Annotated in this window: 23 protein-coding genes; 20 read left to right on the top strand and 3 right to left on the bottom strand. The window is 38.5% G+C overall.

The features are described from left to right. Both JOD18_RS11540 and JOD18_RS11535 read left to right on the top strand, forming a co-directional pair. On the top strand, positions 1-497 hold a 497-nt coding region (locus JOD18_RS11540), incomplete at its 5' end, for a DDE-type integrase/transposase/recombinase (protein WP_204669184.1). A 604-nt stretch (positions 498-1,101) separates the two neighbouring features. Further along, positions 1,102-1,692 (top strand): DUF3889 domain-containing protein, encoded by a 591-nt coding sequence (locus JOD18_RS11535; protein ID WP_204669183.1) that lies wholly within the window; start codon positions 1,102-1,104, stop codon positions 1,690-1,692. Between the two features lie 48 nt (positions 1,693-1,740). Here JOD18_RS11535 and JOD18_RS11530 read toward each other — a convergent pair whose 3' ends face one another. Then, positions 1,741-3,153: a PTS transporter subunit IIC gene (locus JOD18_RS11530; protein WP_204669182.1), complete on the bottom strand. Its 1,413-nt coding sequence runs from the start codon at positions 3,151-3,153 to the stop codon at positions 1,741-1,743. A 164-nt stretch (positions 3,154-3,317) separates the two neighbouring features. Here JOD18_RS11530 and JOD18_RS11525 point away from each other — a divergent pair, with 164 nt between their 5' ends. The 9 genes from JOD18_RS11525 to JOD18_RS11485 all read left to right on the top strand — a co-directional run bounded on the left by JOD18_RS11525 (position 3,318) and on the right by JOD18_RS11485 (position 10,391). Continuing rightward, complete coding sequence (locus JOD18_RS11525; protein WP_204669181.1) at positions 3,318-4,307, top strand: LacI family DNA-binding transcriptional regulator; 990 nt, start codon at positions 3,318-3,320, stop codon at positions 4,305-4,307. Positions 4,308-4,349: 42 nt separating this feature from the next. After that, entirely contained in the window at positions 4,350-5,024 is a 675-nt protein-coding gene (gene rpe / locus JOD18_RS11520) for a ribulose-phosphate 3-epimerase (RefSeq protein WP_204669180.1), read from the top strand. Positions 5,025-5,027: 3 nt separating this feature from the next. Next, positions 5,028-5,936, top strand: coding sequence for a ribokinase (locus JOD18_RS11515; protein WP_204669179.1), 909 nt, complete (start codon positions 5,028-5,030; stop codon positions 5,934-5,936). 204 nt (positions 5,937-6,140) lie between these two features. Then, the gene (locus tag JOD18_RS11510) at positions 6,141-6,449 is read left to right on the top strand and encodes a lmo0954 family membrane protein (protein ID WP_204669178.1); all 309 of its coding nucleotides are present in this window, start codon (positions 6,141-6,143) and stop codon (positions 6,447-6,449) included. Between the two features lie 31 nt (positions 6,450-6,480). Further along, a complete protein-coding gene (locus tag JOD18_RS11505) occupies positions 6,481-7,110 on the top strand; it encodes a PspA/IM30 family protein (RefSeq protein WP_204669177.1) in 630 nt (209 codons plus the stop codon). 364 nt (positions 7,111-7,474) lie between these two features. Beyond that, positions 7,475-7,840, top strand: coding sequence for a hypothetical protein (locus JOD18_RS11500; RefSeq protein WP_204669176.1), 366 nt, complete (start codon positions 7,475-7,477; stop codon positions 7,838-7,840). 162 nt (positions 7,841-8,002) lie between these two features. After that, on the top strand, positions 8,003-8,722 hold the full coding sequence (gene liaF / locus JOD18_RS11495) for a cell wall-active antibiotics response protein LiaF (protein ID WP_204669175.1): 720 nt from the start codon (positions 8,003-8,005) through the stop codon (positions 8,720-8,722). Next, positions 8,719-9,756: a sensor histidine kinase gene (locus tag JOD18_RS11490; RefSeq protein ID WP_204669174.1), complete on the top strand. Its 1,038-nt coding sequence runs from the start codon at positions 8,719-8,721 to the stop codon at positions 9,754-9,756. Before liaF ends, JOD18_RS11490 begins: the two co-directional genes overlap by 4 nt. Further along, positions 9,753-10,391 (top strand): response regulator, encoded by a 639-nt coding sequence (locus JOD18_RS11485; protein ID WP_204669173.1) that lies wholly within the window; start codon positions 9,753-9,755, stop codon positions 10,389-10,391. Before JOD18_RS11490 ends, JOD18_RS11485 begins: the two co-directional genes overlap by 4 nt. Before the next feature lie 161 nt (positions 10,392-10,552). On the opposite strand, the gene JOD18_RS11480 is transcribed toward JOD18_RS11485, so the two are convergent. Both JOD18_RS11480 and JOD18_RS11475 read right to left on the bottom strand, forming a co-directional pair. Beyond that, positions 10,553-11,158, bottom strand: a complete 606-nt coding sequence (locus JOD18_RS11480; RefSeq protein ID WP_204669172.1) for a YpmS family protein — start codon at positions 11,156-11,158, stop codon at positions 10,553-10,555. Positions 11,159-11,170: 12 nt separating this feature from the next. Continuing rightward, positions 11,171-12,043, bottom strand: a complete 873-nt coding sequence (locus JOD18_RS11475) for an SGNH/GDSL hydrolase family protein (RefSeq protein ID WP_204669171.1) — start codon at positions 12,041-12,043, stop codon at positions 11,171-11,173. 557 nt (positions 12,044-12,600) lie between these two features. On the opposite strand from JOD18_RS11475, the gene JOD18_RS11470 reads away from it, so the two are divergent. The 9 genes from JOD18_RS11470 (at position 12,601) to JOD18_RS11430 (ending at position 22,715) form a co-directional block, all read left to right on the top strand. Further along, positions 12,601-13,290, top strand: a complete 690-nt coding sequence (locus JOD18_RS11470; protein WP_204669170.1) for an RraA family protein — start codon at positions 12,601-12,603, stop codon at positions 13,288-13,290. Further along, positions 13,274-14,362, top strand: a complete 1,089-nt coding sequence (locus tag JOD18_RS11465; protein ID WP_204669169.1) for an Ldh family oxidoreductase — start codon at positions 13,274-13,276, stop codon at positions 14,360-14,362. The genes JOD18_RS11470 and JOD18_RS11465 overlap by 17 nt, the downstream gene beginning before the upstream one ends. A 1-nt stretch (position 14,363) precedes the next feature. Further along, entirely contained in the window at positions 14,364-15,530 is a 1,167-nt protein-coding gene (locus JOD18_RS11460) for an iron-containing alcohol dehydrogenase (protein WP_204669191.1), read from the top strand. Positions 15,531-15,546: 16 nt separating this feature from the next. Further along, positions 15,547-17,037 (top strand): aldehyde dehydrogenase family protein, encoded by a 1,491-nt coding sequence (locus JOD18_RS11455; protein WP_204669168.1) that lies wholly within the window; start codon positions 15,547-15,549, stop codon positions 17,035-17,037. 101 nt (positions 17,038-17,138) lie between these two features. After that, positions 17,139-18,101 (top strand): 2-hydroxyacid dehydrogenase, encoded by a 963-nt coding sequence (locus JOD18_RS11450; RefSeq protein ID WP_204669167.1) that lies wholly within the window; start codon positions 17,139-17,141, stop codon positions 18,099-18,101. A gap of 288 nt (positions 18,102-18,389) precedes the next feature. Continuing rightward, complete coding sequence (locus JOD18_RS11445) at positions 18,390-19,085, top strand: RraA family protein (RefSeq protein ID WP_204669166.1); 696 nt, start codon at positions 18,390-18,392, stop codon at positions 19,083-19,085. Positions 19,086-19,336: 251 nt separating this feature from the next. After that, a complete protein-coding gene (locus JOD18_RS11440; RefSeq protein ID WP_204669165.1) occupies positions 19,337-20,197 on the top strand; it encodes an NAD(P)-dependent oxidoreductase in 861 nt (286 codons plus the stop codon). Positions 20,198-20,303: 106 nt separating this feature from the next. Beyond that, on the top strand, positions 20,304-21,614 hold the full coding sequence (locus tag JOD18_RS11435; protein WP_204669164.1) for an ABC transporter substrate-binding protein: 1,311 nt from the start codon (positions 20,304-20,306) through the stop codon (positions 21,612-21,614). A 210-nt stretch (positions 21,615-21,824) separates the two neighbouring features. Then, positions 21,825-22,715 (top strand): carbohydrate ABC transporter permease, encoded by an 891-nt coding sequence (locus JOD18_RS11430; RefSeq protein ID WP_204669163.1) that lies wholly within the window; start codon positions 21,825-21,827, stop codon positions 22,713-22,715.

The following is a 22,715-nucleotide window of genomic DNA, read 5'->3' as shown; positions in this document are numbered from 1 at the left end:
CTTACTTACCTGTCCAACAAGGGGTGAATAAATTTCTCTATTTATGTGCGATTAAAGACCTCTTTCACGATGAGTTGGTAGCTTATGCGGTGGGACCTCGGCAAGACTTAGCGTTGGTTTATGAGGCCTTAGCGGGCTTAAAAGAAAAAACGTTTGTGAAAGGTGCCCTCTTACATAGTGATCAAGGCGCACAATTCACAAACGCTGGTTATCTCAAGCGTGTCAAAGAGATGGGCCTCACCCCATCCATGTCCCGCAGAGGCAACTGCTGGGATAACGCTTGTATAGAGAACTTCTTCAGTCACGCAAAATGTGAAATGGTCTGTTTCTTTGAAGCTATGAAAACAGCCTCCGAAGTGCAATACGCGATAACCAAGTACATCCATTACTATAATCATAAACGAATCCACACCAAATTACAAACAAGCCCTATTCGTTTTATCGAGCGATGGGAAAAGCAACAAGGCACAAGAGAAACAATAAGAGCCACAGCGTAGCGGCTTGTCCTTGTCAGCTATGCCTCTTCTTAGCGACTCGCTGTGTTGGGACCCGGGCCCCGACCAGCGAGAGCTTAGAAGAGATGGTTTGTGGTACGCTATGTGCGCGAATCGGCAGCCCTTTAGAGGCTTTATTTTTCCCGATTCGGCCCTCTTTCACCACCACAAACCCAAATAGCTGACAAGGATGGCGGATAAACGGCATAGGTATCCTCATGGCAAGAAAGAAAAATTGACGGACAAATAGGATTGTCTACTTGACAGATGCACGCACAGTTTGTGTTGTCCGTCAGACCCAAAATGACGGACAGAGCAGGAGAGGGGGCTTGTCCATTTGCCTGTCAGAATCAAATAAGCCACTAAACTTTGGTATACTAGCAAAAGATATTCATATTTTTGGAAAAGGAAGTAGAAGGGAATCAATCAAGGAAGACTTACCGGGGCTAGCATTCGTTATCTCCGCTTAACTTTCTTGAAATTTCTTTTGATCTGGAAATCTAGATGGCGCCGAGAGAAATTCCTTAAGGCTTAATCCTTACCCCCGCACCATTCGCCTATTCTTTCATATAATGCCATGAATGAATCTATGGAAAGGTGGTATATGATGTATTATAATCCATATCATTATACAGGAAATCCTGATTATACGTATGATATACGGCAAAATTTGATAAACGGGCAGGCAACATGGACAGAAGGCGGGGCGACGACACAATGTAATTTGCCGTGGTCACATAATCAATATATGACAGCGGCCGTTAGCAGTCAGTCTCCTTATCAATGTGGACAGCTGATTAAGGTGATTTATCCACAGAATGGCAGGGAAGTGATTGTCACGGTGGTGGACGCTGTTCCAAATGCACCAGCAACAAGAATCAACTTACATCGAAAGGCTTTTGAAGCTTTAGGGGTAAACCCAGCGGTTGGAGTTATTCCAATTCAATTCGAACCTTCACCACATTTAGAAGAAGAAAAGTGGGGAAAATATTTACTGGAGGTAACCCAAGTAGCTTATCCACATCTCCGAGTCACTGATTATGCATTGGTGGAACGCAGTCAGCCTGCCGCCAATCAGGTAAAAGAAGTATATGACTTTGTATTACAAGGAGCTCAAGAGCAGTTAACCATCCGTGGTACGGTTATTTACAATCCAACCACAGACAGAGTGGTTTCTTTCAATATTCAAGAAATTTAAAATAGATCAGCCTAACCCTCGTATTATAAGGATTAGGCTGATTTTATATTAAGCCGTTTTATCTTTTTTAGCGGCTTGAGCGATCACACTATTTTGTTTTTTCATCTGTTTGAAGTACCAGAAGAATAATAATAAATACCCAGCAAAAGCTACAACAGCATACAGAATAGACAACCAATTAAGTGTAGTAGCAGCTTGTCCAATGAGAATGGCCAGCATTTTCTCAATAGGATCGGAATCCACGGAGGAAATCAGGGCATTCTCTGGTAAACCTGCCGGGAAATTATTCATCGCAATAGATGTTTCTGTTACAAATTCAGCGATAAAGGTTGCTCCCCATAAGAATAGTGGAATTAGTATAATACCAATAATTGTCATACGCAATACCTTCGCCCTTGTAACAATTAACAATGCCGGTGCTAAGACTGTTAAGATAATCCCGCCTAACGGTAACACAGCATTACCAGGGAGGAAGATGGCAATAACTAATAAAATAGGTGCCAGAATATTGGCTACTGCCCATAATTCTGCTCTAGTCGCTAGAATTGGCCAGTCAATTCCTATTAAGAGTTTCCGGCCTTTGAATCGTTTGCTCATAATATTGGTAATTCCACTGGATAATGGTTCAATAGCAGGTCCAAACCATCCACCGACTAAACCAAATAATTCAAGTGCAACTCCGCCTGTAAAGGCAAGAGTCAAGATTTCAGCAGTAGATTGCTGCCCTAATAATCCAATAAATACTCCTAAATAAGCACCAATGGCAAATTTACTTCCCCAGAAGCCGATTTTCTTATTTAAAACCTCTGCATTAAAGTCAAATTTATCAATAAACGGGAGTACCACATCAATTAATTTATTGATAACCATAACAAATGGTGTGATTAATAAAGAAGGGTGTGCGGTAGTTGTAATATTTTTCTCATCATAGTCTAACAGTTCATTAATAGTCGGCTTCATTAAGTCGGCATTAATCAACATTAATGCATAAAGCACTGCGATAAACAATGAAGCTAATAATAGATTATCATTAGAATAATACATTAATAACAAGCCAATTACAGAATAATTCCAAATGTTGAACAAATCAACATTTAATGTATTGGTTTGCTTTGTAATAATCATAATAAAATTGACTACAAAGGAAATCAAGGCAAAGTACAAGGTATAGACCGATCCCCATGTAATAACTGCAAGTGGTGCCCAACCTAAATCAGTAACGGAAAGGGCAATCCCTGTTGATTCTACGAATGCTTCTAAGGCAGGGCCGAATGCACTGGTTAATAGGGAGATAACTGCACTCATCCCCGTTAAGGCGACCGCCATCCTTAAGCCGCCCTCAATCGATTTAGAAATAGATACACCGACAAGTAAAGAAAGCAGTGTGATAACGACCAACATAATCGCTGGTCCCCCTAAATCTATAAAAAAGTTAAATACAGCATTTATTTTATCTATCATGTTTAATCCTCCTAATCACATAAGGTAACCGGTTACCGGAAAAGGACAACAAAATTGAGTTTATCAGATAAGAAAAAGAAAATCAACCATAAAAATATAGTTGACTTAAAGGTGATATGCAATTAAAATGGGGGTAATCGGTTACTTTAAAAGGATGATAAAACATGATCACAATGAGAGATGTCGCAAAAAAAGCAGGGGTTTCTGTTGCAACCGTTTCAAGGATTATGAATGGAAAGGGGAAAGCCGGGACAGAAACCATAGCTAGAGTAAATCAAGTAATAGAAGAATTGAACTATAAACCAAATGCGATTGCCAAAAGTCTTTCGGAAAGAAAGTCTAATTTGATTGCTCTTTTAGTACCTACCTTAAGCAACCCGTTTTTTCCTGAATTAGTTCGAGAGATAGAAATGGAAGCGAATAGACAAGGTTATCGCATTTTTTTATGCAATAGTGATGATGATAGGGATAAGGTTGAATATTACCTGAACTCTATGATTGACCACTATGTGAGTGGGGCTATCATCAACTCTTTACATGTCGGGAAAAAAGATTTGGATTCTTTAGAAGAACGTGGTATAAGAACTATTACAATAGATCGTGCTAACTTTGAACATCCTTATTCTAACATTATAGTAGATCATCAATTTGGGGGGCAGATCGCTGTTTCCCATTTAATGAATAAAAAAAATAGAAAAAAGATCGTATTTATTTCCGGGCCAAAACATGAAAAAAGTTCTCAAGATCGATTGGCCGGGTTTTATTCAGCTTTAGAAAAATTAGAGGAAAAGACAGAAACAAAGATTGTTTACAGTGATTTTAGCGTGGATGACGGATACGAAGCAATTAAAAGACTTTTAAAACAAAGTGAAACATTTGATAGTATTTTTAGTTCTAATGATGCAATGGCGATAGGCGCCATGCGTGCCTGTTATGAATATGGACTGAAGATACCAGAAGATGTGAGCATTGTGGGGTACGATAATATTCAAATGGCGTCTTTTGTACAGCCGCCTTTATCTACTGTTGATCAACATAAACAAGACATAGGAGCAAAAGCAGTGGATGAGCTCATCCGTTTACTTAATGATGAACAGGCGAAGCCGAAACAATACCGTTTAAAACCGGTATTAATTCCCCGCAGAACTTCTTAGACAGTAAATAATAAATCGAAAAATAGCAAAAGGAGTTTTATCATGTATAAACTAGGACCATCATTGATGTGTGCCGATTTAGTAAATATGGAACGAGATATAAGAGCGCTCGAAGAGGCAAAAGTTGATTTTTATCATATTGACATTATGGATGGAAAGTTTGTTCCTAACTTTACATTAGGCCCTGATTTTGTGAGTGCCGTAAAAGGATTGACATCTACACCGCTTGATGTTCACTTGATGATTGAAGAGCCAGAACGTTATATCGATCTGTTTATTGAAGCAGGCGCCGATATGATTTCTGTCCATCAAGAATCGACGAAAAATCTGCAGCGGGTGTTAAATTTGATCAGGAATAAAGGAATAAAAGCGGGAGTAGCAGTTAATCCTGCAACCTCGTTAGAATTTTTAGATTATATATATGATGTAACAGATTATGTGGTAGTAATGACGGTAAATCCTGGCTTTGCTGGTCAGAAATTTATTCCGTCTATGTACGATAAGATTAAGGAATTAAAGGAAAAGATTACTGCCTATGGCCGACCGATTGAAATTCAAGTAGACGGAAATATTGGTGCGGAGACGATACCTGGCTGCTTGAACAATGGTGCCGATATGTATGTTTTGGGTACAAGTGCTGTATTCCGTAGTGATAACACTTTACAGCAAAATGTAGCAAATACCAGAAAACTATTTGATAAAGGTGCGGAGGTTTAAATAATGAAATATGATGTAATACTATTGGGAAGTATTAATATGGATGTGGTAGTAGACGTACCAAAATACCCAGAGTATGGAGATACTGTATTTTGTAATTCGATAAAAATGATTCCCGGTGGCAAAGGTGCTAATCAAGCAGTTACCGTAGGGCGTTTGGGTAAACAGGTGGCCATGGTTGGTGCGGTTGGTCAGGACAGTGCGGGGGATCAATTAATTAAGAATCTTGAGAAACAGCATGTTGATACAGAACATGTATTAAGAATTGAACAGGAAGGTACGGGTACATTTGTGGCAACCATTGACCAGACAGGTGAGAACACCATGATGGGGACCAAAGGGGCAAATGATGCTATTACTACCGCAGATATTGAAAAAGTTTTCTCTGATATTGAAGCGGAAATTTTACTTGTTCAAATGGAGACGAGTAGGGAATCAATTCTTGCAGCCATGAAGATCGCTAAAGAAAGAGGGATGTTTGTTATCCTTGATCCAGCTCCAGCTGATGGAATCTTCGAAGAGGCTTTTTCTTATGCCGATTTAGTGTTGCCAAATAATCAAGAGACCGAGCGTATTACAGGTGTTAAGGTAATAGACCAAGCAACGGCTTTACAAGCAGCGGGAAAGATACATGAGCTGGGCATACCTAATGTCATTGTAAAGATGGGAGCAGACGGCAGTCTAGTATATCAAGAAGGAGAGACTACATTTGTAGAGGCATTGCAAGTAAATGCAGTAGATACAATTGGTGCGGGTGATTGTTTTGCTGGGGCAGTTGCTTGTGAGTTTCTTAATACAAATGATTTGGTAGCCGCAGCGAAATTTGCCAGTATTGCTTCCGGTATTAAAGTATCCCGTACAGGCGGACATGACTCCATCCCAACATTAGAGGAAGTAAAAGCGAGACAATAATAATATAAGTTATTTTAACGGCTTGCTGTGTGAGAACAAACACGGCAAGCCGTTTTGTATTTTTAAAAAGCATAAAAGTTTATAGAAAAATTCCTTTGGCTTAGTTCCTCTACGCCTCAGGACCTACTCCAAAATATATCCCCAGCCCGTTCTGATAAAGCACGAAAACCACTATCATATAGGTATGGAAGGAGGATGAAGCATATGAAAACATTCTTGATCGTCAGTTTAGCGATCATCGCTGGTATCGTTCTATTGGCCAATTTAGGCCCGATGATTATGTTAGCTATCAGCTTAGTCATCGCCTATTTCGGAGTAAAACATTTCATCCTAGCGGAAACAACAGGCGGAAAAGTCGGCTGGGCGATTGTGATTTTGATCGGTATATCGATGTCACTGTCTAATATCCCCGCACTGATCGGTGTAGTTGCATTAGTAGTGCTGTATTACGCCTATAAAAAATACCAACAAGAAAAAGAAACAACAGAAACCCTGGATTGGGATCAAATCTAATCTAATCTAATCAAATCAAGGAGGAATTACTATGTCAAACCTATTTACCCGTATTAAAGATACTATTATGGCCGACTTACACGAAGCCATGGATCGAAAGGAAGAAAAGAACCCGATTGCTCATGTCAACCAATATATCCGTGAATGTGAGCAAGAGGTCAAGAAGATCAAGCATCTTATGGATAAGCAGTATGAAATCAAGCATGATATTGACCGCGAGCGCAACCAAGCTAAAATGATGGTGGAAAAACGCAAGCGCCAGGTTCAATTGGCAGAAGATATGCAGGAAATCGAATTAGTAGAAGAAGCCAAAACGGAACTAGAACAATATGAAGCACGAGTAGCTCATCTAAATGAGATGTCTGATAAAGCAATCAAAGACTTGGAAACGCTGGAAACTAAGTATATCCAAATGAAACAAAAGCTAAAAGACCTGTATGTCAAACGCCTAGAACTGCGCAGCCGTGAGAATGTTGCCCGCACGCAGCAAGGCATGAATAAGGTATTAGAGGCAGAACTTGTGACGAAGAGCGCTTCTAAATTTGCCGAACTAGAAAGCTATATCGAGCGAATCGAACAACGTGTTCATTCCGAATACCGTCTGCATACCCTAGATGCCCGTTTTCAAGAGTTAGAAAAAAAAGCTACAAAATCTAACTAAAAACATGTTATTCTATAAAGTGAGACTTCCATCAGTGGGTGATCTTCCCACTGATGGTTAGCGAAACTTATCAGGAAGCAGAGCAGATGACTCGCTCTTCCGTAATACTAGTGATTATCAGAAAAAAGAATAAGTCATATTAAAAAAAGAGCGGCCGTGATAAAGTGAGACTTCCATCAGTGGGTGATCTTCCCACTGATGGTTAGCGAAACTTATCAGGAAGCAGAGCAGTTCACTAATGACCAAATAAATAGTATGTGATATACAAACAAAAATACAAAGAGGGTGCAGGATATGCTCTGCACCTTTTCTATACTTTTACATTAGAGGTTGTTCAAGAAGTGTACGAAAAAGGAGTTTCTTTATGTTCAAAAGGTTTTTAATGGTGTTATTGACTTTGATTACAGCAATTGTTGCTGTTTTATTAGCGGCTAAAAATCCAACAGGGCCGAACACAGTTTCCTATGACGAGCCATTAGGTTTGTGGCTGTCAATTGGAATGATAGTCGTCCTCTTTTTGCCACCTTTGTTTTTATCGCTCTTTAATAATATGGTGGTCAAAATAATATCAGCTGTATACCAAGGGTTTATCGTGATAGCATTTCTAGGACTTATACCAATCGGCTTCTTTGTTCAGGATGGTGTCAGCGTAGGTATGGTGGGGATTATAGGGACTATTATTAGCATTTGCAGTATTGTGGTTACCATTGTGGCTGGTTGGAAGAGATAAAATATACATTTTGACACATTCTTTGAACCCTAAAGCAAATTCAGCGTCCTGTGCCAGCTAAGAAATGGATCAGGCAGCACGTCTTTGAATTTTTTAGATCAAGATATCAACATAGCAAAAGTGCAGTTATTAGACAGAAATAGAAAAAAGGAGGCGATCTATATGTTTAAAAAAGGTAACCATGATCTATTACAGCTATTGTTGATCATTGGTGCTGTGTTTTTATTATTAGAAATTATTTTTATGGATCCAGGCCTCCTTTTTTTAATTGCCTTAGGGGCAGTAGGAATCTATCTGGGCAGAAAGTCCTTTCACACGATAACAGGTAAAACGATCTTCTGGGGTGGGGCATTCTTTATTTTTATCGCTGTTTTAAATACATTTATTTTACGTATTGTAATTGGTGCAGCAGTAGTATATCTTATTTGGCATTGGTATCAACAGCGACAGCAGGAAACAGAACAAAAGCCGAAATATGTTAATGCGGCAGATGAAGTTCCTTATGAAGATCATGTCATTCAAAACAAATGGTTTGGTAAATATCATACGACAGATGAAGGCTTTATCTGGCAGGATTTGAATTTTCAATCGGCTGTAGGGGATGTAGTAATTGATTTAAATGATACGATGCTGCCACCTGAAGAAGCTGTAATCATCATCCGCCAATTGGCCGGTAAGGTGACGATCATTGTGCCGTATGATGTAGAAATCATTTTGGATCATACCGTCGTGTTTGGCGATATTCATGTATTTGATCACAGTGAAGCCAATGCCTTTAATCGACATATTCAACTACAGACAAAAGACTATTATGCCTCTGATCAAAGAGTCAAGATTTTTACGCAAATGATTGCCGGAAAGCTTGAGGTGAAAAGAGGATGAAGCTATATACACGAATGATTTCCTTAACCTCATTGCTAGCTTTTCTGCTTTTGTTAATTATGGGAGCTATCTATTATATCGCCTTTCCAATCGATAATTGGTCAGTTTTATGGACAAAAAAAGTATTTGAAGTACCCTTTATTGTAATCCTGCCGACAATTACGATCTTATTTGGGGCAGTTGTCGGGATGGTCATGACGAGTTTTTGGCAGCGCCGGATTCAGTACATGGAGACTAGTCTTACAAGTATCCTGAAAAATCAAACATTTTCTGATCCGGTATCCTATGAAGAAATGCAGGATGTGCTTGATCGACTAAAAGAAGTACAGCAATATATCCAAGATCAGACGAAACGAGCACAGAAATTGATTGAAGAAAGGGCCAGCGATCAGGAAGAGACGATCAACCAAGTAATCTCTGAAGAACGTAATCGCTTGGCAAGAGAATTACATGACTCCGTAAGCCAAGAATTATTTGCTGCATCGATGTTAGTTTCGGCGGTCATTGCCGCTAATAATAATGAAAATGAAACATTGACGAAACAACTGCAACAGATTGAGACGATGATCCAGCAGTCACAATTGGAGATGCGTGCCTTGCTGTTGCACTTGCGGCCTGTGCAGTTAAAGAATAAGACATTAAACGAAGGTATTGAACAGCTGCTGGCAGAGCTTGCTGCCAAAGTGCCGATGGATATCGAATGGAAATTAGAAGAAATAACCGTCAATAAAGGGATAGAAGACCAGCTCTTTCGAATTTTGCAGGAGACTATTTCTAACGCCTTGCGCCATGCCAAAGCAAGTAAAGTTTCTGTCCTGCTGATGGAACGTGAAGATTTGATTATTTTACGAATTACCGATGATGGTGTTGGTTTTAATGTACAAGAGAAGCAAGACCGCTCCTATGGTCTAACAAATATGTATGAACGAGCAGCAGAAGTTGGAGCCAACTTGAAAATTGTAAGTATTAAAGATCAAGGAACAAAAGTGGAAGTACGTGTGCCGTTAATTAGTGATGGAGGTGAGCAGGAATGATACGAGTTCTATTTGTGGACGATCACGAAATGGTAAGAATTGGTGTGAGTGCATACTTATCTACACAACCAGATATTGAAGTCATTGCTGAAGCAGATAACGGAAAAAAAGCGGTTGATTTAGCATTAGAGTTAAAGCCGGATATTATTTTAATGGATTTAGTCATGGATGAAATGGATGGCATTGAAGCAACGCGCCATATTACAACGGCTTGGCCGGAAGCGAAGGTGTTGATTGTCACTAGTTTTATTGATGATGATAAGGTATATCCGGCGCTGGAAGCTGGTGCAACTAGTTATTTATTGAAAACTTCTAAGGCAGATGTGATTGCCAATGCGATTCGTAATACCTATAATGGTGAAACAGTGCTGGAAAAAGAAGTGACCGCTAAGGTGATGCAGAAGTTCTCTGGAAAGAATAAAGAATCACTTCATGATAGTCTTACCAAACGTGAGATGGAGATTCTTTTGCTGATTGCCCAAGGCAAAACCAATCAGGAGATCGCTGACGAATTATTCATTGCCTTGAAGACAACGAAGGTGCATGTCAGCAATATCCTGAGCAAATTAGAGGTGCAAGACCGGACTCAAGCAGCTGTTTATGCTTACCAGAATGATTTGATTCAGCAAGATTAAACATTATAAGATGTTCAAAAAGGCCAACAAAAATGACGCATCGAATTTCTTCGTTAGCTTACTTTTCCGTTGCTCATGTATTAATAGCATACATTCCGCTACTCAAAGCTGCACTGCCTTGAACTTCTTGGTCCTTTTTCTCGACCTTTTTGAACACGCATTTATAGGCCAAGTGTTTTATTCGGTATCTTAATACGAAAACTGATGTTATCATCCTCTAAATTAATTTGCTGTGCCTTGACGTGAAAGTTACTTTTGAGTTCCATTTGGGTTAGGGCAATATAAATGGATTCCTCTTTTGGATTAATGGTGATCCACTCTGGAGTTTTGATCCGGCTGTTTACATATTGCAAGATCCTGTCTTCAGGGAGTCTCAATAGTCCAAGTGACATACCGGTTGCTTGCAAGAGAATATCACCGTTTTCTTGAACGATCGGTTCAAAAGTAATATTCACGGGTACTTCTGAGGAGAATACCTCGATAGACCCCAATAGATGGACTTCCTGGTCAAATTTAATGGCATATTGAATATTTTCTTGTTTCGGCAATTTATCGATATAGGCGTTGACGAGTTCGTTCAAATTATCTTTACTTGAGCGAATGGTAAATTCAGCGCCAGCTTCATCTTCGATAAATTGTTTATTTGGCGGTTCAGCCCCTGGTACCGGCCAAAAAATAAATATCAGAACAGCCAAAAAAATGACCGCATTAATAGATAATAAAGTAAGGAAAAGTCTTTTCCAATCTGTTAATTTTCTCTCTCTCATAGTTGTCATCCTTTAATTTTGGGCTTCTTGGATATCGTTCTGTAAATAAGTAATCACTCTGTCGGCCATTAATTGATAGCCGCTATGATTAGGGTGGAAGTTATCCTCAGCGAATACATCACCATTTGTATGTTGAAATATATCTTGCATGGGAATGAATCGCGCTTGTTCAAATTGATTAGTGACTTGAAGGCTGGTGTTATTCCATTGAGTAACAATTCGATCCAATTCTTCAATTTCACCAAAATACATTTCAAATGGGTTAAAGATTCCTAATAGATAGATTCGTGCCTCAGGCTGGATTTCAGTCATATGTTCCAAAATATTTGTTAATCGTTCGCTGTATGGCTCACGCTCATTGATAAATGGTTCTTCGGTTAGATTCATGAAATTGTCCTTCGTAATCTGCATAATATCATTGGCGCCAATTGTTATTAACACAATGTCAGCCTCTTCCAGTGATTCATTAATTTCTGGTTTTTCCTCTAACCGTTCTAATAAATGGTCGGTACGATTCCCGCGCACGCCAAAATTATCGATGGTAACACGGACATTACCAGCTTCAAGCTGGTCTTCCAGAATGCCAACATATCCCCCGTTATCGAATTCATCTCCGACACCTTGTGTTAAAGAATCACCAATAGCGGTAATGTGTGTATCATTCTGTAAAAAGGTAAAGACTCCAACCATTCTTTCTCTAACTGTTTGAATCAGTGATTCCTCTTCTTCCGGCTTTTCCACTGTCGCTTCTTCTTCCGTTTCTTGTTCAGAAGGATCACTTGGCACCGGTTGTGTTTGCTCTTTATCTGGTTGTAAAAAAAGAAAGACAGCTACTCCAATCACCATGATGAAAGAGAATAGCATGATGAATCTTTTTTTGCTCATCTACATACACCTACAATACAATATTTCATATTTATTTTATACCCTTCATTTTATCAATATTAACATGGTGTTATACATATACCATAATATTCTGATTCGCTATGCCCTTATGTCTGTAAATATCATATTGAAAGAATTATCAACTAGCGATAGGGATGAAAAAAATTATTATTTATCAGATTTTTTTTTATAACCTCTAACACAAGTCAATCAAGCGGCAGAGGATATTCTACAAGATTGGTTAATGGGTGTTTTGTCTATTTTTCTAAAAAAATAAGTTGACGCTTTTTAAATAATTTGCTATTCTCTTTTTAGAAATCGTTACACTAATCTTGAAACGCAAAACCTAGTGGTTTTTATGTATAAAATACTGTAATATCAGTATTTATAACTTAAAAATGTAAGGGTTTTCGGAAAACGGTTTATAATTATGTGCATGTTTATAAAATTGCAGTCTCAATCCTCTTATTATTAGCGGGGTAATTAAATTATTTATAGCCTTTTTTATTTATTTGTTTTGGAAATCGATTTCTATAAAATGCAAAGGTGTGATTATTTTGAAAGATATTGGTTTTAGAATTTTACAAAGAGAAAGAAAGATTAGCAGGCAAATGATTGATCAATTTAGAAATGTTGTCACTCCCCATGTAAGTGACAACATGAATAGAATGTTTTCTGCCGGTTCTGAATTAAGACCCTACTTTAAACAAGGGAAATTAATAGGTGTAGCTTTAACGATCAGAACACGACCAGGAGATAATTTAATGGTCCACAAAGCAATAGATTTGGCAGAACCAGGCGATGTATTAGTGGTAGATGCGGGAGGGGAGACAACGAATGCTATCATGGGTGAAATAATGCTGGAGTTATCAAAGAAAAAGGGGATTCGAGGCTGTATAGTGAATGGGGCCATTCGTGACTCTTCAGCTTTTTTATCAGGTGACTTTCCAATGTATGCAAAAGGTGTTACTCATCGAGGACCCTATAAAGATGGCCCTGGGGAAATTAATGTTCCTGTTTCCATAGGCGGAATGATCATTGAACCGGGGGATTTAATTATTGGGGATGAGGACGGGGTTGTTGCTATTCCTGCTCATGAGGCAGAGCAAGTGCTGATAAAGGTTAAAGAGCAAGAGAAGAAAGAGTATCAAACATTTGAGGAAATAAAAAACGGCACAATTGATAGAAGATGGATAGATGAGACGTTGAAAACTAAAGGATGTGAGATTGATGAAATCTCCAAATAAATATCATTATAAAAAATTGGCAGAATTTTGTGAAACTATGTTTAATCGAGCTGGTGTTCATTTAGAAAAAGCAAAAATAGTAGCACAATCACTAGTTGAGGCTGATTTACGAGGAGTAGATTCACATGGCGTAGTTAGAACAAGTATTTATCTAAAGAGAATAGAAGAGAAGATGATTGATCCAAATGCAATGATCTCTGTGGAGAATGAAGCGGAGTCAATTGCTGTTGTAAATGGAGGTAATAACTTTGGAGCACTGGTTGGTGATAAAGCTTTAAGAGTATCTATGCAAAAAGCAAAGGCAACTGGAATTGGTATTGTTGGTGCGAAACACTCTAATCACTTTGGGACAGGCGCATATTATGCTTTGCGTGCAGTGAAAGAAGAGTTGATTATCTTGGTTATGTCAAATGCATCACAAACTATGCCACCTACTGGAGGAGTTAGACCGTTCCTTGGAACCAATCCATTAGCTGTAGGTGTACCATGTGGAAAATATGATCCATTTATCTTAGATATGGCGACTAGTGTTGTAGCAAGAGGGAAAATTATTGTGGCCGATCAAAAAGAAGAAAAAATACCTTTAGGTTGGGCGGTTGATCGACACGGGAAACCAACTACTAGCGCAAAAGAAGCACTGGAAGGGGCTGTATTGCCTTTAGGCGGGGCTAAAGGTTATGGAATTTCTATGTTTATAGATATTTTATCAGGCGTTTTAACTGGTGCAGGTTTTGGAAAATATGTAAGAAATATGTATGAGGATTGGGAATTCCCACAAAATGTCGGTCATTTTTTCATCACGATAGATGTCAATCGCTTTATGGACATTCAAATTTTTAAAGAGCGCATGGATATGTATATGGATGATATAAAATCAGAACCTAGAGCAGACGGAGTTCACGAAATATTAATTCCAGGAGAGATTGAGAAGAGGTTGTCTGAAAAGAGAAAAAAGGAAGGTATTGAATTACCTTTTAAAGTTGAGGAAGAACTAAGAAATCTAGGACTCAAGTATGACTTAGATATAAGTAAAGCCTCCATACAAAATGTAAAGGAAAGTGAAGGTGTATAACATGCTAGTGAGCAGTCATTTTCGATATGAAATACCTACCAAAATTGAATTTGGAGCAGGATATGTTAACCAATTAAAACGATATGTGGAAGAAGTAAAAGGAAACAAAGCATTAGTTATCGGTGACCCAGGTGTTGTTGAGGCAGGTATAGTAGAAAAAGTAGAAAAACCACTAATAGAAGGAAAAGTTCCCTATGAAATCTTTTCAGATATTGGAGCTGAAGCAACCATTGAATCTGTTGATCATGCCTATAAAATAGCAAAAGAAAAAAATTGTAATGTAATCATAGGGGTTGGAGGTGGCAGTTCGCTTGATACCGCAAAGTCTGTAGGGATGTTACTTGGAAATGGAGGGGATATTCGTGATTATGTCGGGCTTGACAAGGTTCAGTCACCCGGTTTTCCTGTGATAGCTATTCCAACTACAGCAGGAACCGGGAGTGAGATTACCCGTTTTTCAGTGCTTTCGGATAAACAAGCTAAAGCTAAACTGAGTGTAGGAAGCATGTTTAATTGTCCAACTATTGCATTATGCGATCCTGAATTAACAATTACTTTGCCACCGCATATTACAGCTTCAACAGGAATGGATGCTTTAACGCACGCATTAGAATCTTATGTTAATAAAGTAACACAACCAATCTCTGAGGCACTTTCCTTACAAGCTATGAAGCTGGTAGCAAGAAGTCTTAGGCTGGCAGTAGTTCAAGGAGAGAATATGGAGGCAAGAAAGGATATGCTGCTAGCTAGTACGATGGCAGCAATGGCTTTTAACACAACTAGATTAGGATTAGCGCATTCATTAGCTATTCCATTGGGAGCAAGATTTAACATTCCGCATGGTGTTGTAAATGCAATTTTACTACCAGAAGTTATGCGCTTTAATTTAATTGGAAATACAAAAAAGTTTGCCCAAATTGCGAGTGTATTTGGAGAAAACATAGTACATCTATCTGAAAAGGAAGCAGCAAAAAGAGCAGTGATAGCCATTGAACAATTAAAAATGGATATAGGCATTACACAAAATTTATCAGACTTTGGAGTTAGAGAAGATCATCTGGAAGCGATTGCAAGAGAAGCCATGGAATCAGGTAATACCCCGATAAATCCTGTTAAACCAACAATAGAAGATTTTAAAAATATTTGCCGGTCTTTAATGAATGCATAAAGGAGTGGAATATGTGATGGCAACAGCAAAGGACATGCAGCACTTTTTAAAAGAACTAACATGTGTGAAATATGGCAATTTTATTGATGGAAAATGGAAAGAAGGATCTGCCGGTGAAACGTACACTGTTTATAATGCTTCGAATCAAACGCAAGCATTGGCGGAGTTTCCTAGGTCAAATAAAGAAGATGTAGAGATGGCTGTAAGTGCAGCAAATAAAGCATTTAAGAGTTGGTCTCAATTACCAGGTCCTGAAAGAGGAGCTATTTTATATAAAATAGCTGATTTATTAGAAGCAAATGCAGACGAATTGGCGTTTATTGTTTCGGCTGAGCAAGGAAAGATTTTGAAGGAATCAATTGGTGAAGTACTGAGGGCAGCGAAGGAAACCCGTTTTAGCGCGGGGGAAGCCTTTCGAATGGAGGGACAGACACTTCCGGCAGAAAGGGGGAACGTTTGGAACTCCACGGTTCGTGAGCCAATTGGAGTTATTGCAGCCATTGCACCATGGAATTTCCCGATGGTGACACCAATGCGCAAAATTGCACCTGCTTTAGCATATGGCTGTACCGTCGTGTATAAACCTGCAACAGCAACACCATGGACTTCAGCAAGAATTATGGGGCTGTTAGCGGAAGCCGGGGTGCCTGATGGTGTGGTTAATTTAGTTATTGGCAGTGGTTCAGAAGTCGGCGATTGTTTAGTACAACACCCAGCGGTAAAGGGGATAAGTTTTACAGGTTCTACCGCGTTAGGCATAAAAATAAATGAAATGGCTGCTCGAAAACTTGCTAAAACACAACTTGAATTAGGCGGAAAAAATCCAGCTGTTGTGATAGATTACGACAATGTGAAGGAAGTAGCTAATCAGATTGTGGAAGCAGCCTGTACATGCAGCGGCCAGCGTTGTACATCCATTAGCAGGGTTATTGTAATAAAAGAAAAAAAGGCGGAATTGTTAGCAGCACTTTTAAAAAAGATAAAACAAATCAGAGTTGGCCCTTCATGGGAGGAAGAAGCTACTATTGGTCCCTTAGTAAATCAAAACCATCTTAAAACAGTTCAAAAGTATATTGAAATTGGTAAGCGGGAAGGGGCAGCACTTTTATACGGTGGTGAAATCTTAACAGGAGGTAAATTTGAAAGTGGGGCATATATGACCCCGGCTTTATTTGATAACGTACACCCATCTATGCAAATTGCTCAGGAGGAAATTTTCGGCCCTGTCATTACCGTTACCGAAGTGGAAACATTAGAAGAAGCATTAGCGGTAGCGAATAATGTTGACTATGGTTTGGCAGCTGTTATATTTACTAGGGATTTAGCGACTGCCTATAAATATGTAGAGAAAATTGACTCAGGCATGGTTCATATTAATCACGGTACAGCTAGTGCAGCTCACTTGCCTTTTGGTGGAACGAAAAACTCTGGAACCGGCGCATTTTCTATTGGTCATTCCAACTTAGATTTTTTTACAGACTTAAAAACAGTCTATGTTGGTTATTAATACATCAAAAATATAGGCTTATAACAGTGTTAGTTAAATAGAAAGGATAGTGGGGAATCAGCTGTAATGGTGTGTTATTTTCAGATGAAAGGAGTTGTAAAATGAAGCCTAAAATATTTATCACACGAAAAATACCAAATAACATCGTGAAAAAGTTAGAAGAAAATTGTGAATTAGCGATGTGGAATAGTGAAGATACTCCCGTTCCTAGACATATTTTGCAGGAAAAAATACGCGAAGTTGATGGTCTCTACTGTTTGTTAACAGATGAAATAGACGAACAGATGATAGAGAGTGCACAGCAGTTAAAAGTAATTAGTAACATGGCTGTCGGATTTAATAATATTGATATTACAGCAGCTAAAGCAAATGGAATCATAGTGACCAACACTCCAGATGTTTTAACCGAAACAACTGCAGATTTAACTTTTGCTTTGTTAATGGCAACTGCTCGTCGAATTCCCGAAGCTGTAGATTATATAAAAAATGATCAGTGGAGAACTTGGTCACCTATGCAGTTAACGGGTAGAGATATACATGGTGCAACCCTTGGCATTATTGGAATGGGAAGAATAGGGACAGCGGTTGCTCGCCGGGCATTGGGATTTAATATGAATATTATATTTCATAATAGAAATAAAAACTTGCGATCAGTTGAAGATTTACATGCTGCCTATGTAAGTTTAGAGACCTTACTTAGAGAAGCTGACTTTGTCTGTGTAATGGTTCCATATACAAAACATACCCATCACTTAATTGCAGAAAGAGAATTAAAGATGATGAAACGAACAAGTATTTTAATCAATACTTCTCGGGGCGGAGTAGTAGATGAGCATGCTTTATACCAAGTTCTCAAGGAACACAACATATTTGGAGCAGGTCTGGATGTTTTTGCGCAAGAGCCGATTAATGCTTCCCATCCCCTTGTGTCATTACCTAATGTAGTTGCTTTACCGCATATTGGAAGTGCGAGTGTGCAAACTCGGCATAAAATGGCTGAATTAGCTGCTGAAAACTTAATTTGCGTTTTAGAGAAAAGACAGCCTCCATACAGAATTGTGTGAGTAGACGTTTTTACTTCGACTAGCCCTGATTAGTGTAACGATTTCCAAAACAATTTACTATACAGACTATTGTCAATTAAGAGGAACAGGGTTGGATAAGCATCTCATTTTACTGCTATTAAGTCATTAATTTGGATAGCAAGATGACTTAATGATACAACACCAAGATTAGCACTATATGAAAAGATGTATCTTTAGAAAATAAAGGTGGTGATTACATTCTAAATAAAATGTAAGGGTTTTCCTTGTTGATTTAGCAAACTAAAAATAAAAAGGAGAGATTTGAGAATGAGTGAATTTAACAGAGAGGAAATATTAGAGCTGTATAAAGATTTACGTGTAACAGATGTGAGAGACGGTATGGATTGGGTAGGATTACATGGATACGGTACCGTGCATCATAGTATTCGTCCATTATTCCGTACACAAGTAGTAGGGATTGCTAGAACGGCACGTTATTTGCCATTTGAAGGCCCAGTTCCTAATGTAACTGGTGATGAGTATACCAAATGGGCAAAGTGGTATTATAGCGAGGTTTGTACTGATGAGTGGGCAAATGATATCGAAGAAGGCGATTTTATTTGCATGGATATTGCAGGGGTTGATGTTGGAATTCTGGGATCTAACAATACATTGGATCATCTACACAAAGGTGTTAAAGGCTACCTAACGAATGGCGGCGGAATTCGGGATACGGATGAAGTTATTATGCAAAAAATACCCGTTTGGTCGAAATTCGTTTCTCAAGGAATGGATCAGACAAGAATTCGATACTATGAAAAAGATATTCCGGTGGCTATTGGAGGGGTAGCTATTTATCCAAATGATGTAATTGTTGCAGATGGTGATGGGGTAGTAGTTGTTCCAAATAAATATGCAAAAGAAGTTGCAAAATATGCTCATCAAGAATTGTCAAAAGATAAGCAAGGGCGGAGACGTTTATATGAAAAACTTGGTTGGGATTTAGATGATACTGTCAAGTAGTTAGGTACTTGCCGGTTCATTTATCGAGGTGTAACTGGCTGTAGGACTCCCACTTCAAGCAATAAGGGAACAGGTTATGTCTAAGCGGGAAATCCAACAGCCAGTAGCGGGTCCGATTGGTTCAACTAACGTTCAGTGGGGGAGAGGAAGCTGGTTAAGTTCGTGACAACGTCTGCACTAGCATATTCTGTGCCGTCGCCCCCACTGAACGAAGTTTCACTTTATTTTAGCTAAGGAGGGATAAATAAACGATGGTCAAACAAAAAATAGGATTTATTGGGTTAGGAGCTATGGGCCTTCCGATGGCGAGAAATATATTGGAGGCGGGGTTTGAACTTTGTATAGCAAAGCATAAAAACCCATTACCAATCGAATCCCTGAAAAAAGCAGGAGCAAACGTTTATGCAAATGCGGAAGAAGTAGTTGCTCATAGTGATGTTGTCATTAGTATATTGCCTACAGATAAAGAAGTGGAAGCAGTTTTACTTTCAGATAATGTTATCAATGCTTTCCAAGACAACGCCATATTAGTCGAAATGACCTCTGGTTCACCGGATAAGATAAAAAAACTAGCTGAAATTTATCAATCTAGACAAATTAGGATACTAGATGCACCGGTGAGTGGAGGAACAATCGGAGCGGAACAGGGTACATTAACTGTTATGGTTGGGGGTAAGGCAGATTTATTAGAAGAAGTAAGGGATGTTATCCATGCAATGGCGCGTCATGTTTATTTAGTAGGGGATGTAGGTGCTGGGAATGCTATAAAAGCTATTAATCAAATGTTAGCAGGGATCCATATGATAGCGTCATCTGAAGCTATTAGTTTAGCAAAAGAACTGAATGTCGATATGGCGATGATAAAAGAGGTAATCGGAAATAGTTCAGGTGCCTCGTGGATGTTATTAAATAAAACGGATGCCATTGTGAAGGAAGATTTCAATCCAGGTTTCAAATTGGATTTAATGAAGAAAGATATTCAAATTGCCGTAGATGAGGGTAAGTCTTCTGTTTTACCAATTGCTTCCTTAGCATTACAACTGTACAAAGCAGCACAGCAGGAAAGTGGTCAGCTAGATTTCGCCGCTATAAGTAAATCTATTATTAGGTAAACATAACCAAACAGTCAGATAGATAAAGGAGGTGATTTGAAAAAATTAAACCATTAGATTAGAGGGTGTGTTTATCTAAGAGCACTGTAAAGGGGAGATCAAAAAAATGAAAAAAAATTATATTTCCATGCTGTTGTTTTTTTCTCTAATATTGTTGGTTGCTTGTGGTGGTAATGAAGAATCGAATGGATCAAAAGATAGCAGTGGTGAAGGGGAAGCTGGCGAAGTGCAAATTAGTTTTTCGTGGTGGGGAGATACAGGACGCCATGACAAATATAATGAAATCATTGACTTATTTGAAGCAGAAAACCCTAACATAAAAGTGGATAGACAGTTTGGCGGTTGGGATGACTATTGGGATCGCCTGACAACACAAGTTTCTGGTGGGAATGCACCTGATGTAGTTAGTATGCATCAATTTTATGTTTCTGATTATGCAAGGCGTGGAGCATTGCATAATTTAAATGAATTTGTTGAATCAGGAGAACTTGATTTATCGGATTTCCCAGAATCAGCAATAGATAGTGGCAAAATTGACGATAACATCTATATGGTAGCTAAAGGAATTACCATGCCTGGTTTTGTATACAACACTGCCGTATTTGATGAATTAGGAGTCGAGTATCCAGATTTTAACTGGACTTGGGATAATTTTATTGATAAAGCCAATGAACTTAAGGAGGCAATGGGTGACGATGGTTGGGCAATTGGTGATTTGAGTGGCGGACAGATAAATGATCTTCGATATTATGCGCGTCAAAATGGGCAAGATGTATTTACAGAAGACGGAAAATTAGGTTTTGACGCTCAAGTGTTAACAGATTGGTGGGAGATGTGGGATCAATTACGTCAGGATGATGTTATTCCAGATGCTGCAACAAGTAATGAATATGAAGGCCTGCCTCTGGAAGCAAATATGTTTGCTACCAAGAAAGTTGCGTTACTTAAGTTGCCAGTTAATCAAATGTATTTATACGAAGAACAAATGGGTGAGGGGGAAATTCATGCCGTACGCCATCCGCATATTGAAAATGGAGGCACAGGGGAATATGTTGAAGGAGCTTATTTAAGTATTACGGAAGCTTCTCAACATAAGGAAGAAGCAGCAAAATTCATTGAATTTTTTACTACTAATGAAGAGGCAGTAAAGATTTTTAAAACAGAACAAGGACCACCAGCTGGTACAGAGGCATCTAATTTAGTAATTGAAGAATTAACCCCGCCTGAACAACGAGCAGTCGAGTTTATTCAAGAAACGGTAGAAATATCTGAACCAGCACCTTATGCACCGGAAGGGATCAATCAAATAGAGACATTATACGCAGATAACGCTGAGGCTATAGCATTCGGACAAAAAACGGTAGAACAAGCAGTTGAGGATTTTATGAATGAAGCAAAAAGCATCTGGCCAGAATAGATAACATTTTTGTTTGATCCAGTAGTTTTCAGATTCAATTAAGAGCAAGGTATAAGGGAGGATTGATCTCTTAATTGAATCTGATTTATGTAAAGTGTTCGAATATATCAATCATAATCGATTGTTGATATAAATTCTAATAAATATGATTAGCTTACAGAAAAAAGTTTATTTCTTTGTTGTTTTATAAATGGATAAGGAGTGATAATAATGGGGAAATTTAAATCTTTCTGGAAAGATAATTGGATCGGTTATCTGTTTTTAGCACCGTGGATGATTGGCTTAGTTACTTTGACTGCCATTCCAATGGGGGCGTCACTTTATTTCTCATTTACCAACTATGATATGTTTTCAGCACCGACTTGGATAGGGTTAGATAATTATACTCAGCTATTTTCAGACGAAAAATGGTTGGAAAGTGTAAGGGTTACATTAATTTATGTATTAATCGGTGTACCATTGCAGTTAACATTCGCTTTGTTTATTGCAACTTTATTGAATAAAGGAATTAGTGGACTGAGTTTGTATAGGGCTATCTATTATGTACCTTCCTTGTTTGGTGGAAGTGTGGCAATTGCCATCTTATGGCGGCAAATATTTGGAGGTAATGGTCTGATTAATAATCTGCTTTCTAACATCGGCATAGAAGGTACTAATTGGATTTCTAATCCGAATACAGCATTATATACACTGATTGTTCTGATGATTTGGCAATTTGGAGCTTCAATGGTTATATTTTTAGCTGGTTTAAAGCAGGTTCCGATTGAATTATATGAATCAGCAAAAATGGATGGTGCCTCTCCGTGGAAACAATTTTCAAAAATAACCTTGCCCTTAATTACACCAGTAGTATTCTTTAATCTTGTCATGGGGATTATTGGAGCCTTTCAAGCATTTACGCCTGCTTATATTGTCAGTGGTGGTACAGGCGGCCCTTTAAATTCCACTTTATTTTATACTCTGTATCTGTACCAAAAAGGATTTACACAATTTTCAATGGGGTATGCCTCAGCGATGGCCTGGTTCTTATTACTTGCAATAGCAATAGCTACAGCAATCATTTTTGCTACATCAAAAAAATGGGTGTATTACCAAGGATAG

This window comes from Gracilibacillus alcaliphilus, from assembly GCF_016909015.1.
Classification (GTDB): domain Bacteria; phylum Bacillota; class Bacilli; order Bacillales; family Amphibacillaceae; genus Gracilibacillus; species Gracilibacillus alcaliphilus.
The sequence above is the reverse complement of the archived record's forward strand: the minus strand, read 5'-3'. Positions and strand labels throughout refer to the sequence as shown.